10 protein-coding genes and 3 pseudogenes are annotated in these 13,773 nt (G+C 67.0%); all 13 read right to left on the bottom strand.

What is annotated here, in order from left to right; genetic code table 11:
- Window positions 1–26 precede the first annotated feature (26 nt).
- Window positions 27–1,097 carry a chemotaxis response regulator protein-glutamate methylesterase gene (locus PSK12I2_RS0105800; protein ID WP_027597648.1) on the bottom strand — a complete coding sequence of 357 codons (1,071 nt, stop codon included), beginning with the start codon at window positions 1,095–1,097 and terminating at the stop codon, window positions 27–29.
- Window positions 1,094–1,603: a chemotaxis protein CheD gene (locus PSK12I2_RS0105795; RefSeq protein ID WP_027597647.1), complete on the bottom strand. Its 510-nt coding sequence runs from the start codon at window positions 1,601–1,603 to the stop codon at window positions 1,094–1,096. The genes PSK12I2_RS0105800 and PSK12I2_RS0105795 overlap by 4 nt, the downstream gene beginning before the upstream one ends.
- Window positions 1,604–1,605: 2 nt before the next feature.
- On the bottom strand, window positions 1,606–2,409 hold the full coding sequence (locus PSK12I2_RS0105790) for a protein-glutamate O-methyltransferase CheR (protein WP_027597646.1): 804 nt from the start codon (window positions 2,407–2,409) through the stop codon (window positions 1,606–1,608).
- Between the two features lie 10 nt (window positions 2,410–2,419).
- On the bottom strand, window positions 2,420–2,890 hold the full coding sequence (locus PSK12I2_RS0105785) for a chemotaxis protein CheW (protein WP_027597645.1): 471 nt from the start codon (window positions 2,888–2,890) through the stop codon (window positions 2,420–2,422).
- Window positions 2,890–4,501: pseudogene (locus PSK12I2_RS23735) on the bottom strand (methyl-accepting chemotaxis protein). Before PSK12I2_RS23735 ends, PSK12I2_RS0105785 begins: the two are co-directional and overlap by 1 nt.
- An 82-nt stretch (window positions 4,502–4,583) precedes the next feature.
- A complete protein-coding gene (locus PSK12I2_RS0105775; RefSeq protein WP_027597644.1) occupies window positions 4,584–5,087 on the bottom strand; it encodes a chemotaxis protein CheW in 504 nt (167 codons plus the stop codon).
- A gap of 7 nt (window positions 5,088–5,094) precedes the next feature.
- Window positions 5,095–7,269, bottom strand: coding sequence for a methyl-accepting chemotaxis protein (locus PSK12I2_RS0105770; RefSeq protein ID WP_027597643.1), 2,175 nt, complete (start codon window positions 7,267–7,269; stop codon window positions 5,095–5,097).
- 188 nt (window positions 7,270–7,457) lie between these two features.
- Window positions 7,458–8,174, bottom strand: a pseudogene (locus tag PSK12I2_RS25420) (methyl-accepting chemotaxis protein); the annotation flags it as partial.
- 57 nt (window positions 8,175–8,231) lie between these two features.
- Window positions 8,232–9,752, bottom strand: a pseudogene (locus tag PSK12I2_RS25415) (MCP four helix bundle domain-containing protein); the annotation flags it as partial.
- A 20-nt stretch (window positions 9,753–9,772) separates the two neighbouring features.
- On the bottom strand, window positions 9,773–11,944 hold the full coding sequence (locus PSK12I2_RS0105760) for a chemotaxis protein CheA (RefSeq protein ID WP_027597641.1): 2,172 nt from the start codon (window positions 11,942–11,944) through the stop codon (window positions 9,773–9,775).
- Window positions 11,941–12,246, bottom strand: a complete 306-nt coding sequence (locus PSK12I2_RS0105755) for a lipid asymmetry maintenance protein MlaB (protein ID WP_027597640.1) — start codon at window positions 12,244–12,246, stop codon at window positions 11,941–11,943. Before PSK12I2_RS0105755 ends, PSK12I2_RS0105760 begins: the two co-directional genes overlap by 4 nt.
- A 20-nt stretch (window positions 12,247–12,266) precedes the next feature.
- Window positions 12,267–12,638, bottom strand: a complete 372-nt coding sequence (locus PSK12I2_RS0105750; protein ID WP_007162125.1) for a response regulator — start codon at window positions 12,636–12,638, stop codon at window positions 12,267–12,269.
- A gap of 11 nt (window positions 12,639–12,649) precedes the next feature.
- Complete coding sequence (locus tag PSK12I2_RS0105745) at window positions 12,650–13,399, bottom strand: methyl-accepting chemotaxis protein (protein ID WP_371100358.1); 750 nt, start codon at window positions 13,397–13,399, stop codon at window positions 12,650–12,652.
- Between the last annotated feature and the right edge of the window lie 374 nt (window positions 13,400–13,773).

Below are 13,773 nucleotides of genomic sequence, written 5' to 3'. Positions count from 1 at the left end.
GAGTCCCGCCTGCCCCGCAAGTTCGTCTAGACCCCACCTTTGAGGATGGCGGCGGCGATCTGGTTGAGGCCGATCTCCTGCTCCACCGCGCCGAGCTTCATGGCTTCCTTTGGCATGCCGTAGACCACGCAGCTGTCTTCGTCCTGGCCGAGGGTACGGCCACCGACGTCGCGCAACTCCTTGAGGCCACGGGCGCCGTCGTCGCCCATGCCGGTCATGATGATCCCCAGGGCATTGCTGCCGGCGGCCCGCGCCACCGAGCGGAACAGCACGTCCACCGAGGGGCGATGACGACTGACCGGCGGGCCGTCGACCACGTCCACCTGGTACTGGGCGCCACTGCGCTTGAGCAGCATGTGGCGACCACCCGGCGCGATCAGCACCCGTCCCGGCAGGACCCGATCGCCATGCCGCGCTTCGCGCACCTCCAGCTCGCAGAGGCGATCCAGGCGCTCGGCGAAGGCGGCGGTGAAGCGCTCGGGCATGTGCTGGACCACCACGATGCCGGGGCAGACCCGCGGCAGCGAGGTCAGCACCGCTTCCAGGGCCTGGGTGCCGCCGGTGGAGGTACCCAGGGCGACGATGCGCTCGGTGGTGCGCGCCATGGCCGGGCTGCCGCCGGACGGCAGGATGGCGTCGGCGCTGAGCTTGGGCGTCGGCACCACCGGCACGCCACGCGGCGCCAGGCGCTTGAGATTGGCCCGAGCGGCGGCCTTGACCGCGCTGGTGAGGTCGTCCGAGGCGTCCTTGAGGAATTGCTTGAGGTTGGCCTGGGGCTTGGTGACGATGCTGACCGCCCCGGCGGCCATGGCCTGCAGGGTGGTGGCGGCGCCCTTCTCGGTCAGGGTCGAGCAGATCACCACCGGGGTCGGGCGCTCGGCCATGATCTTCTTGAGAAAGGTGATGCCGTCCATGCGCGGCATCTCCACGTCCAGCACGATGACGTCGGGCCACTGCTTGCGCATCTTGTCCTGGGCGAACACCGGGTCGGCGGCGACCCCCAGCACCTCGATGGCCGGATCCTCCGCGAGACTCTGGGCGAGCACCTGCCGCACCACGGCGGAGTCGTCGACGATAAGGACCTTGATCTTGTTCATGGAGTAAGTCTCGTAAGCGGCGGAACATAGGGTAGCTCCACCTGTTGCATGAGCACCCGGCCGTCGACGAGGTCCAGGGACAGTTTGCGATGGCCGGCGCCGCGGACGTGGGTCCGCACCGTGTGGATACCGGCCTGGGCCAATTGCGCCAGCGCCGCCTCGACATTGACGTCGCCGATGTTGCGGACGCGCCCGCGCAGGAGCTGGGGAAACATGTTGCCACCCCCGTAGAGGTGCACCTGGTAGCCGGAGAGATCGCCGCCGTGGCGGGCGATCGCCCCCAGCATCAATTGCAGGGATTCGTCGACATAGTGGCCGTCGGCGGGTGCGCCGGGAGCGGCGCGCTGGCGCGTGGGCAGCAGCGCATGGGTCATGCCGCCGAGGCGTCGCCGCGGGTGCCAGAAGACAAAGGACACGCAGGAGCCCAGGATGGTCCGGATCCGCAAATCGCCCTGGCCGAAATACCAGTCGCCAGGACGCAGAAACAGTTCCGGCGCGGCTGCCATGGCTAGAGCGGACGTTGATAGATGGAAGGACTGACCATTTTCAGGGCGTCGGTCACCCCGTTGAGGCTCTCGGAATGGCTGACGAAGAAGTAGCCACCGGGTCGCAGGTGGCGAACCAGACGGGCCACCACCTGGCGCTTGGTGGGCACGTCGAAGTAGATCATCACGTTGCGCAGAAAGATGATGTCGAAGGTGCCCAGCTCCGGCAGCGAGTTGTTCAGATTGATCTGGCGAAAGGCGATCCGCGCGGTCAGCCGCGGATCCACCAGAAAGGTGCCGTCGTTCTCGCCCACGCCCTTGAAGCAATAGCGCCGCAACAGCGCCGGCGGGATGTTCTCGGCTTCGGCGAGCGGATACTGGGCGTTGCGCGCCTTGGCCAGCACCCGGGTGCTGAGGTCGGAGGCGACGATTTCCCAGGGGCGCTCGCCCAGCCCTTCGGCCAGGGTCATGGCCAGGGTATAGGGCTCCTCCCCCGAGGAGCAGGCGCCGCTCCACAGTCGCAGCGGCTGGCGTCTGTCCCAGTTCGGCAGCACCTGCTCGCGCAGGAAGTCGAAGTGCTTGGGCTCGCGGAAGAAGTAGGTCTCGTTGGTGGTCAAGAGATCGACCGCCATCTGGCATTCTGCCTGGTCACGCTGGATCAGCTGGAAATAGGCGTCGTAGCTGGGCGTACCGCGCTGGCGCACGCGCTTGGCCAGGCGACCGCTCACCAGCGGGCGCTTGGCATCGGACATGCTGATGCCGGCGACCCGGAAGATGAAGCTGCGAAACTGACGGAATTCGCTGTCGGTCAGCGCGGGGAGTTCCATGGCCGGCGACTCAGGCAGCCGTCATGGCGGCGAGCTGGGCGAGATCGTCTGCGCCCAGGACCCGATCCATGTCGAGCAGGATGACGAAACCGGCACCCTGCTTGGCCATGCCGAGGATGAAGTCGGTGCGGATCGAGGCGCCGAAGCGCGGCGCCGGCTCGATGCCGTCGGCGGCGATCTCCAGCACCTCGCAGACCGCGTCCACCACGATGCCGAACACCTGGGGGCCGCCGTCGACCTGGATCTCCAGCACCACGATGCAGCTGCGGCGGGAGGTCTCGGTCACCTCGTTGCGAAAGCGCACGCCGAGGTCCATGACCGGCACGGCGGCGCCGCGCAGGTTGATGACGCCACGGATCGCCGGCGGCAGCATGGGCACCGTGGTGACCGCGCCGTACTCGATGATCTCCCGCACGCAACCGGTGTTCACGCCGTAGAGATCACCGGCGAGCTGAAAGGTCAGAAACTGGCGCAATAGCATCAGGCTTGCTCCTCGAAACGGGCGAAACCGGCCGGCACGCTGCCACGGGGCGCACGCCGGGGTGAATCGATCAGTGCCGAAGCGCGCTCGGCCAGGCTCGGACCCGAGCGCTTGGCGCCCGGACGGGCGACCTGCTGGGCCACCGGCGAACCGCTCAGGGTGAAGAATTCCATCATCTGCTGGAGCTGCTCGGCCTGGCCGCTCATCTCTTCCGCGGTGGCGGCCAGCTCTTCGGACGCCGAGGCGTTCTGCTGGGTGATCTGGCTGAGCTGCAGCATGGCGCCATTGATCTGCTCGACCCCGGCGCTCTGCTCTTCGGAGGCCGCGGTGATTTCCTGCACCAGGTCGGAGGTCTTGTTGATGGAAGGCACCATCTCGCTCAGCAGGGACCCGGCGCGCTCGGCCAGGGCCACGCTGCTCTTGGCCACGGTGCCGATCTCCTGGGCAGCGACCTGGCTGCGTTCGGCCAGCTTGCGCACCTCGGCGGCCACNGGCGGCGTTGAGCGCCAGCAGATTGGTCTGGTAGGCGATGTCGTCGACGATGCCGATCTTGTCGGCGATGGTCTTCATGGCCACCAGGGTCTCGCGCACGGCCTGGCCGCCCTCGTCCGCTTCCCGCGCGGCCTTGCCGGCCATGCCGTCGGTGACCTTGGCGTTCTCGGTGTTCTGGGCGATGGAGGCCGACATCTGCTCGATGCTGGCGCTGGTTTCCTCGACGGAGGCGGCCTGCTCGGTGCTGGCCTGGCTCATGCTCTGGGCGGTGGCCGAAACCTCTTCGGAGGCGCTGGCCAGGCCATCGGCCGAGCTGCGCACGTCACTGATGATCTGCGCCAGGGTGGTGGTCATGGTGCGCACGGCGGCCAGCATGCTGGTGGTATCGCCCTCGCGGGTCGCCACCTCGACGCTCAGGTCACCGCGGGCGACGCGCTGCACCACCTCGGCGGCATAGGCGGGTTCACCACCCAGCTGCCGGATCAGGCTGCGGGTGATCAGGTAGCCGAGCAGGATGGAGATCAGGACTGCCACCGTACCTATCACGATCATCAGATTGCGGGCATCTACATAGGCGTCGGTCGCCGCTTCACCAGCTTCCTGCATGCGCTGGGCCTGCAGGTCGTTCAGGGCGCCAAGGGCGGCCACCAGCTCGTTGTTGTTGGGGGCGAAGACGTTCAGCAGATAGTCACGAGCCTGGCCGCGGTCGGTGTCCAGCAGGCGAAAGAATTCGCCGTACTTGTCCTGCAGGCGCTGACGGGCATCCACGGCAGCGGCCAGCTTCTGCTTGCCTTCGTCGCTGGTGATCTTCTTCTGCAGATCGGCAAGGATCTCGCCGTTGCCCGAACGGACCTTGGCGATGTCTTCCTTGGTCTTGGCCAGGGCGCGCTCATCGTCCAGCAGCAGCAGGTTGCGCATCAGGCGGCCGCTGTCGAGGGTGTTGCGTACCAGGGTGTTGGCCTGGACGGTCATGGGGAAACGGAATTTCGACATGTTGTCGGCCGAGTCCTTCATGGTGCCCATGTTCAGCAGGGCGACACCCATGACCAGCAGCAGCATCAGGATGGCGGTCCCGAAACCGATCGCCAGCTTGGTCGAGACGCGAAGAGTGTTCAGCATGGTGGAAGCGCCTCCGGCGCCGGTTACGACTGTTTCGTTTTAGAGGCGCCGGTTAACGTCGCCCGTGCAATGCGGGGATGTCTCAGCTGGCGGCCTGGGCCAGGCTCGCCAGTTCCTGCACATCCAGGACCTGGGCCACGTCGAGCAGGGTCAGAAAGCCGTCCTCGGACTTAACCATGCCGGCGATGAAGTGCGGCGCCAGGCGACTGCCAAAGGCCGGCGCCGGACGGATGTCCGCCGCGGCGATTTCCAGCACCTCGCTCACCGCATCCACCACCACGCCCAGCACCTGGGTGTCTTCGTCGGCGCACACTTCCAGGATGACGATGCAGGTCCGTGGGCCGACCCGGGTCGGTCGCCCGCCGAAGCGGGCTTCCAGATCGACCACCGGGACCACGGCGCCGCGCAGATTGATCACCCCGCGAATGCAGGCCGGCATCAGCGGGACCTGGGTCAGCTGGCCGAACTCGATGATCTCGCGCACCGCGAGGGTATCCACCGCATAGGTTTCCCCATCGACCACGAAGGTCAGATGCTGATGGCCGAGGTGTTCGTGGGCGATGTCGCCAAGGGTCAGGGCAGTCATGAAGCCATTACTCCGGGAAGCGGACGTAACCGTCCGGCAGGCCGCCCGCGGCCATCTGCGGACGACGCGAGGTTGGCGAGGCCGCGCGGCTGGCGACCGGGCGCGCCTGCTCGATGGCACGCTCCAGGTCCTGGACCGCACGACCCTCGCCAGTGTGGAAGAAGCCCATCAGGCGCTGCAGCTGCTCGGCCTGACCGCTCATTTCTTCGGCGGTCGCGGCCAGCTCTTCCGAGGCCGAGGCGTTCTGTTGAGTGATCTGGTTGAGTTGCAGCATGGCGCTATTGATCTGAGTGACTCCGCTACTCTGTTCTTCGGACGCAGCGGCGATTTCCTGTACCAGATCGGAGGTCTTGCTGATGGACGGTACCATTTCGTCGAGCAGTGACCCGGCGCGCTCGGCCAGGGCCACGCTGCTCTTGGCCACGGTGCCGATTTCCTGGGCGGCGATCTGGCTGCGTTCGGCCAGCTTGCGCACCTCGGCGGCCACCACGGCGAAGCCCTTGCCATGCTCGCCGGCGCGGGCCGCCTCGATGGCCGCGTTGAGCGCCAGCAGGTTGGTCTGGTAGGCGATGTCGTCGACGATGCCAATCTTTTCGGCGATGGTCTTCATGGCGACCAGGGTCTCACCCACCGCTTCGCCGCCTTCGTTGGCCTCGCGCGCGGCCTTGCCAGCCATGCCATCGGTGACCTTGGCGTTTTCGGTGTTCTGGGCGATGGAAGCCGACATCTGCTCGACGCTGGCGCTGGTCTCCTCGACCGAGGCGGCCTGTTCGGTACTGGCCTGGCTCATGCTCTGGGCGGTGGCGGAGATCTCTTCCGAGGCACTGGCCAGGGCATCGGCGGACAGGCGCACGTCGCCGATGATCTGGTTCAGCTTGCCCACGGTGCCGTTGATCGACTCCTTGAGCTCCAGCAACTGGCCCTGGTAGTCACCGCGCACGGTGCGGCTCAGGTCGCCCTGGGCGAGCCCGGCCATGACGCCCATGGCTTCGTTGACCGGGGCGACGATGGCGTCGAGGGTGCCGTTGATGCCGGCGACGATGCGGCGGAAGTCGCCCTGGTGGGCACTGGCATCGGCACGGGTATCGAGGCGACCGGCCATGGCCGCCTGGCTCAGTTGATTGGCGTCTTCGACCAAGCGCTGGATGTTGCCGCGCACTTGTTCGAGGTTGTCGTTGATCACCGCCTTCTGGCCGGGGAAGCGCTCCAGCTGCACCGACAGATCGCCCTCGCCAAAGCTCTTGACGCAGGCCATGGCCTTGGCGGAATCGCTGAGGTGCCCGGCGACCATGCCGTTGACCCCTTCGGCCATGCTGCGATAGGCGCCCTGGAAACGTTCGGCCGGGATGCGCACCACGGTTTCGCCGCGGTCGTGGGCCGCCGACATGCTGCTCATTTCGCCGATCAGGCCGCGCAGGGTGGTGACCATGTTCTGCATGGCCGCCATCAGGCTGGTCTTGTCGTCGCCGCGCAGCTTGATGTCATCGGGCAGATCACCGGCGGCCACACGGCCGGCCAGGGTCGCCACCGCGGCCGGCTCACCGCCCAGCTGACGCAGCAGGTTGCGGGTGATGAAGAAGCCCAGCAGGGCCACCGCCAGCAGGGTCGCCAGGGCGATGGACAGGGCCAGCCAGGTGGCTTCGACCTTGGTCTTCTGGGCGACCTGCACGCCCTGCTGCGCGAGGCTCTCGTTGTAGCCGACGTGCTCGTCGAGGGCCTTGTTGATGGCCAGCATCACGTCGGTGCGGCTGCGCATCAGGGCCTGGGCGTCGTCGTTGCGATTCTGCCGCGACAGGGCGATGACCTGGTCGCCCAGGTTGAACAGCGCCGTGAAGGCGGTGCGATCGGCGGCCAGCAGGCCACGATCGCGGTCGTCCGAGACCAGCGTCTCGTACTTGGCGAGACTCTGGCCAATGCGTTCCTTGGCCGCGGCCAGATCCTGCTCGGCGGTGGTCATGGCTTCGCTGCTGGTCGACAGCACGTGGCGATAGATGCTCACCACGTAGTCGGAGCGGCTGTCATTGACATCACCCAGCGCCTTCAGGCTGGGAACGGTATTGTCGTTGCCGTAGTTGGCCGCCTGGAACACCTTGTCGATTTCGTATTGCCCGGTGCCGGCCAGTACCAGGATGCCCAATAGCGCTGACAGCACCAGCAGCAGCATTTTCTTGATGACGGTCATGTCGGTGGTCTCAAAAAGGCCACCCGCAGGTGGCCGTAGGATAGGGATCAGGATTCGAAGGGGACGTAGCCGTCAGGCACGCCCGAGGTACCCGTACGCAGTGCCTTGCCCGGGACCTGCATGGCCTTCGGCCGCGAGGCCTCCAGCGCGCGTTCCAGGTCCTGTACCACCCGGCTTTCGCCGGTATTGAAGAAGCCCATCAGGCGCTGCAGCTGCTCCGCCTGGGTACTCATTTCTTCGGCGGTGCCGGCCAGCTCCTCGGACGCCGAGGCGTTCTGCTGGGTGATCTGGCTCAGTTGCAGCATGGCGCCGTTGATCTGGCTCACCCCGCTGCTCTGTTCTTCGCTGGCCGAGGCGATTTCCTGGACCAGGTCGGAGGTCTTGCTGATTGACGGCACCATTTGCTCCAGCAAAGTGCCGGCGCGTTCGGCCAGGGCCACGCTGCTCTTGGCCACGGTGCCGATCTCCTGGGCAGCGACCTGGCTGCGTTCGGCCAGCTTGCGCACCTCGGCGGCCACNACGGCGAAGCCCTTGCCATGCTCGCCGGCACGGGCGGCCTCGATGGCGGCGTTGAGCGCCAGCAGATTGGTCTGGTAGGCGATGTCGTCGACGATGCCGATCTTGTCGGCGATGGTCTTCATGGCCACCAGGGTCTCGCTGACGGCCTGACCACCCTCCCCGGCTTCCCGCGCGGCCTTGCCGGCCATGCCGTCGGTGACCTTGGCGTTCTCGGTGTTCTGGGCGATGGAGGCCGACATCTGTTCGACACTGGCGCTGGTCTCTTCGACCGAAGCCGCCTGTTCGGTGCTGGCCTGGCTCATGCTCTGGGCAGTGGCGGAGATCTCTTCCGAGGCGCTGGCCAGGGAGTCGGCCGACAGACGCACGTCGCCGATGATCTGGTTCAGCTTGCCTACGGTGCCGTTGATCGACTCCTTGAGCTCCAGCAACTGGCCCTGGTAGTCACCGCGCACGGTGCGGCTCAGGTCACCCTGGGCGAGCCCGGCCATCACGCCCATGGCTTCGTTGACCGGGGCGACGATGGCGTCCAGGGTGCCGTTGATGCCGGCGACGATGCGGCGGAAATCGCCCTGGTGGGCACTGGCATCGGCGCGGGTATCGAGACGACCGGCCATGGCCGCCTGGCTCAGTTGGTTGGCGTCTTCGACCAGGCGCTGGATGTTGTCGCGAACCTGTTCGAGGTTGTCGTTGATCACCGCTTTCTGCCCGGGGAAGCGCTCCAGCGCCACCGACAGATCGCCTTCGCCAAAGCGCTTGACGCAGGCCATGGCCTTGGCGGAATCGCTCAGGTGGCCGGCGACCATGGCGTTGACGCCTTCGGCCATGCCACGGAAGGTGCCCTGGAAGCGCTCGACGGGGATGCGCGCATCGGTGTCGCCGCGATCATGGGCGGCGGACAGCTGCACCATCTCCGCCACCAGCAGCTGGATGTTGTCGCGGACCTGCTCGAGGTTGTCGTTGATCACCGCCTTCTTGCCGGGGAACCGCTCCAGCGGCGCAGCCAGATCGCCCTCGCCGAAGCGCTTGACGCAGGCCATGGCCTTGGCGGAATCGCTGAGGTGGCCGGCGACCATGGCGTTGACACCTTCGGCGACGTTGCGGAAGGTGCCCTGGAAGCGCTCCAGCGGAATGCGTACCTCGGTCTCGCCGCGATCGTGCTCGCTGGCCATGGTGCTCATCTCCTGCACCAGACCGCGCAGGGTCACCACCATGCGCTGCATGGCGGCCATCAGGCTGGACTCGTCGCCGGCACGCAGCTGCAGATCATCGGGCAGGTCGCCCGCGGCGGTGCGGTTGGCGACCTTGGCCACCTCGGCCGGCTCGCCGCCCAGCTGGCGCAGCAGGTTGCGGGTGATGAAGAAGCCGAGCAGGCCAACCGCCAGCAGGGTCGCCAGGGCGATGCCGATGGAAAGGATGGTGGCCTGGCTCATGGTATGGCCGGCGACCAGCGCCTGCTCGCTACCCAGTTTCTGGTTGTAGGCGCGGTGCGCATCGAGGGTGTCGCCGACATGGTCGATGACCTTGCGCTTCTCGCCGAGGATGCGCTTGACGTCCTCGTCCTGGCTCGCCCGAGACAGCGGCAGCACGATGGCCACCAGATCGTTCAGTTGCGCAATGGCCTGGCGATCGTCCTGCAGCAGGCGCCGGTCGGTCTCGTCGGAAATGAGCGGCTCATAGTCCTTGAGCGCCTTCTCGGTCAGCTGCTGGGCCTCGGTCAGCTCCTTCTCGGCCTCACGGGTGGCTGCTTCGCCATCCGCGGCCAGATGGCGGTAGATGCCGGTGATGATGTCGGCGGAATGGGCGTCGATGGCATCGATACCCAGAATCGACGGCACGGTGTTGTCGTTGCCATAGTTGGCGCGCTCATACACCTGGCTCAGCTGCTGGTAGGCAATGCCGGCCAGCAGGATGATCCCCAGCAGCGCGGATAGGACCAGCAGGGACATGCGTTTGGTAACGGTCATGGACTCTAAATCCTTGTCGGTCAGGTAAGCGCGGGAATGTGCGCCGGCGCAGCGGCGCCGGTGGACGCGGCCTCGCCAACCAGGCCGGGCACGTTGAGGATCAGCGCCACGGCGCCGGTACCCAGGATGGTGAAACCGCCCAGGCTGCGGTTGTGGCCGAACAGCGGACCGAGCGGCTTGATCACCGTCTGGAATTCGCCGAGCAGCTGATCGACCACCAGACCGGCGCGCTGGCCGGCGTAGCGCACCACCACCACGTTCTGCCGCCGCGGCGGCGCCTCCTCGATGGCGAACAGCTGGCGCAGGCGCAGCACCGGCAGCACCTCGCCGCGCAGGTCGAGGTAGTCGTTGCCGTTGGCCTGGACACTGGCCGCCTCGGTCAGCTCGATGCACTCCTCCACCGCCTCCAGGGGCACCACGTAGGTAGCCTTGCCGACGCCGATGAGGAAGCCGTCGATGATCGCCAGGGTCAGGGGCAGGCGAATGGTCACCGTGGTGCCGCGGCCTTCCTCGCTGGTGAGGTCGACGCTGCCGCGCAGGGCGGTGATGTTCTTTTTCACCACGTCCATGCCGACGCCGCGACCGGACAGGTTGCTGATCTGCTCGGCGGTGGAGAAGCCCGGTTCGAAGATCAGGTTGAACACGTCCTTGTCGGCCAGCACCTGGCCCTCGGCGATCAGGCCGCGCTCGGTCGCCTTACGCAGGATGCGCTCGCGCGACAGACCGCCGCCGTCGTCGGTGACCTCGATGACGATGCTGCTCGACTCGTGGTAGGCATTGAGCCCCACGGTGCCCTGGGCCGGCTTGCCTCGCGCCAGGCGCAGCTCGGCGGATTCGATGCCATGATCCATGGCGTTGCGGATCAGGTGGGTCAGCGGATCGCCGATCTTTTCCACCACGGTCTTGTCCAGCTCGGTCTCGCCGCCGCTGATGCGCAGGGCGATGTCCTTGCCAATTTCCTTGGAGACGTCGCGGACCACGCGCTGGAAACGATTGAAGGTGGTGCCGATCTGCACCATGCGCAGGGTCAGGGCGGTGTCGCGGACCTCTTCCACCAGGCGCGACAGCACCCCGGTGGATTCCACCAGAGCCGCCAGACCGCTCTGCTGGGCGATCAGCTGGGTCCCGGCACCGGCGATGATCAGCTCGCCGATGAGATCGATCAGCTGATCGAGCTTGGTCGCGTCGATACGGATCAGCTGGCCTTCGCCGGCCGGCGCGCGCTGCTCCTTGATCTTGCGCTGCTTGTTCAGGGCCGCATCCACCACCGGCGGATTGACCAACTGGGCCTCCACCAGGGCTTCGCCGATGGGCTGGCGCGGCGTCGCCGGATCGGCCTGGCGACGCAGCACCTCGTCCAGCTCGGTGGCGGTCAGGGTGCCGCAGCGCACCAGGATCTCGCCCAGGCGCAGGTCTTCCTCGGCCAAGTCGTCGATCAGCTGACAGTAGTCGCTGCTGCGGCTGTGCGGCGGCAGGATGCGGATCTGGCTGTCTTCGCGGACGAATTCGAAGGCCGCCTCGATGGTCGCCTTGTCGGCGTCGCTGTCGAAGGCGACCTCGAAGCCCAGGTAGCAGGTCTCCGGATCCATGTCAGCCGCGGCCGGGATGGCATCGGTCAGGGTGACGATGTTGACGATGCGGCCAAAGCTGTTGAGGTAACGCACGAAGGCCAGCGGATCCATGCCATTGCGCAGCATGTCCGGACCGAAGCGCAGCGACAGGTGCCAGTGGCCGGCGGCGACGCCATCGACCGGTGCCGTCAGGGTACGGGCGGCGGCGACCGGCTGGACCGCCTTGGCGCTCGGCTGCAGATAGTGCTCCAGGCGCTGCACCAGCACGGCGCCGGCGGCCTGGAAGTCGGGCTCCGGCTCGCTGCCGGACGATACCCGGGCGATCAGGCCGTTGAGGTGGTCGCAGACCTCCAGGAACAGCGCCGACAGGGTCTCGTCGAAGGCCAGCTCGTTGCTGCGGATGCGGTCGAGCACGCTTTCGGCGACATGGGTGAAGGCCACCACATGGTCCAGGCCGAACAGCCCGGCCGAACCCTTGATGGTGTGGGCGGCGCGAAAGATGGCATTGATCAGCTCGACGTCATCCGGCGCCTGCTCGATCTGCAGCAGCGCGGCTTCCATCTGCTGCAGCAATTCCTCGCTCTCGGCGATGAATGTCTTGAGGATCTCGTCCATGTTCATGCGGCAACACCTTCCGCGGCGGCCGCGGTAAAGAAGTCGGCAAGACCTGCCAGCTCCAGCAGTTCGGTGACGGCGGGGCTGGGGTCGACCAGTTCGAGGCTGCCGCCCAAACGCTGCGCCTCGCGGTGGGCCAGCAGCAGCAACTGCAGACCCGCGGAGTCGAATTCATCGACCTCGGCCAGTTCCAGCGCCACGGTGACCCCGGCGGTCAGGGGCTCCATCAGCAGCGGCTTGCTGTCGGCCGCGGTGTAGATGGTCAGCGGCCCGGTAATGGGCAAGCGGGTACGAACGATGTCGTTCATGGGGGCAGCCTCCGGGGCCATCAGGGCATGATCAGCTTGGAAACCGCCGCCAGCATCTGCGCCGGCTGGAACGGCTTGACCATCCAGGCCTTGGCACCGGCGGCCTGGCCGGCGGCCTTCTTGGCGGCATCGGATTCGGTGGTGAGCATGATCACCGGGGTGAACTTGTAGGCCGGCAGCTTCTTGGCCGCGGTGACGAAGGTGATGCCGTCCATGTTGGGCATGTTCACGTCGCTGATGATCAGGTGCACCTTGCGCCCGTCCAGCTTGGTCAGGGCATCGCGGCCGTCGCAGCCTTCGATGACGTCGTAGCCCGCGCTTTTCAGGGTCATGGACACCACTTGGCGGATGGAGATGGAGTCGTCGACGATCAGAATGGTCTTGTTGCTCATGACAGCTTTCCTTAAAAGAACGTGATATCGGATTCGGCGGGGGCGGCGGCCGGTCGCTTGCCGTGGTGCACGGCGACCTGCTCGGCCATGGTGTAGGTGCGGGCCAGGTCGGCGAGCCAGCCGCGGGTGTCGAGGGTCGGCAGCGGCTGACCGCTGGCGGCCAGGGCGCGACGGTCGATCACCAGGCGCTCGAGGCGGGCCTGGTCGTCACGGATGTGGCCGAGCATCTGGCTGACGCGATCCTGGAATTGCAGGGCGACCAGCACCTCGGCGATGGCGCCGCCCACGGCTGCGGCGTTGTCGGCCAGGGCATCGCTGCGCTCGACCACGTCACGGGTGGTGCCGCCAAAGGTGCCGATGACCTGCTCGATGGTCTCGCCGGACTGGTTCAGGGTGCCGGTGTCGCGCTCGGCGTGGAGCTGCGAAAGCTCCAGGGTGCGGGCGATGGCGCCGTTCACCGTTTCCACGGTTTCGCCGATCTTCTGCCCGGTATCGCCGGACAGGGTGGAGAGCTTGCGCACCTCGTCGGCGACCACCGCGAAACCGCGCCCGGCTTCACCGGCACGGGCGGCTTCGATGGCGGCGTTGAGGGCCAGCAGGTTGGTCTGGCGCGCCACGTCGCCGACGTCCTTCGCCATGTTCTTCAGCTGTTCGGTCAGGCCGGCCAGGCCGTTGATTTCGTTGAGCAGCGCGCCCTTGCTGGACAGCGCCTCGCGCAAGGCCTGGAGGATGCCGTCCAGCTGGTTCTGGCTGCTGGCCATGAGGTTGACCAGGCGATCGCCGCTGCCGTGATCGGCGCCGGCCACGCTGTGGATGCGGTCGGCCAGTTCGGCGAAGCGACTGGTCAGGCTGACGATTTCCTGCTCGGTGTGGGCGCGCGCGGCTTCGATCTGCTCGGACCAGACCGGCAGCACCGCCACGCAGAGCGCTTCGAGGGCTTCGTCTCGACCGCTGGCGGGGCTCTGGCTCACGGCCTGCTCGGCGGCGCGCTCGGCCTGGCGCGCCTGGGCGCGACGCAGTTGCCAGAAGCCCAGCCCGGCGGCCAGGACCACCTGGGTGGCACTCAGGGCCAGGGTGGTCGGCGTCACGCCGCCCACGAACAGGATTGCCCCGGTGCCGCATGCACCGAGCAATG

The sequence above is a fragment of the Pseudomonas sp. MOIL14HWK12:I2 genome (assembly GCF_000510745.1).
Taxonomy (GTDB): domain Bacteria; phylum Pseudomonadota; class Gammaproteobacteria; order Pseudomonadales; family Pseudomonadaceae; genus Chryseomonas; species Chryseomonas oryzihabitans.
Note: the sequence above shows the minus strand (reverse complement) of the source record. Positions and strands in the feature narration are given on the sequence as shown.

Excerpts from the sequence above, each read along its gene's own strand:
- PSK12I2_RS0105800 (WP_027597648.1), bottom strand. The coding sequence starts at position 1,097 with ATGAACAAGATCAAGGTCCTTATCGTCGACGACTCCGCCGTGGTGCGG.
- PSK12I2_RS0105795 (WP_027597647.1), bottom strand. The coding sequence starts at position 1,603 with ATGGCAGCCGCGCCGGAACTGTTTCTGCGTCCTGGCGACTGGTATTTC.
- PSK12I2_RS0105775 (WP_027597644.1), bottom strand. The coding sequence starts at position 5,087 with ATGACTGCCCTGACCCTTGGCGACATCGCCCACGAACACCTCGGCCAT.
- PSK12I2_RS0105770 (WP_027597643.1), bottom strand. The coding sequence starts at position 7,269 with ATGACCGTCATCAAGAAAATGCTGCTGCTGGTGCTGTCAGCGCTATTG.
- PSK12I2_RS0105790 (WP_027597646.1), bottom strand. The coding sequence starts at position 2,409 with ATGGAACTCCCCGCGCTGACCGACAGCGAATTCCGTCAGTTTCGCAGC.
- PSK12I2_RS0105750 (WP_007162125.1), bottom strand. The coding sequence starts at position 12,638 with ATGAGCAACAAGACCATTCTGATCGTCGACGACTCCATCTCCATCCGC.
- PSK12I2_RS0105760 (WP_027597641.1), bottom strand. The coding sequence starts at position 11,944 with ATGAACATGGACGAGATCCTCAAGACATTCATCGCCGAGAGCGAGGAA.
- PSK12I2_RS0105785 (WP_027597645.1), bottom strand. The coding sequence starts at position 2,890 with ATGCTATTGCGCCAGTTTCTGACCTTTCAGCTCGCCGGTGATCTCTAC.
- PSK12I2_RS0105745 (WP_371100358.1), bottom strand. The coding sequence starts at position 13,399 with ATGGCCAGCAGCCAGAACCAGCTGGACGGCATCCTCCAGGCCTTGCGC.
- PSK12I2_RS0105755 (WP_027597640.1), bottom strand. The coding sequence starts at position 12,246 with ATGAACGACATCGTTCGTACCCGCTTGCCCATTACCGGGCCGCTGACC.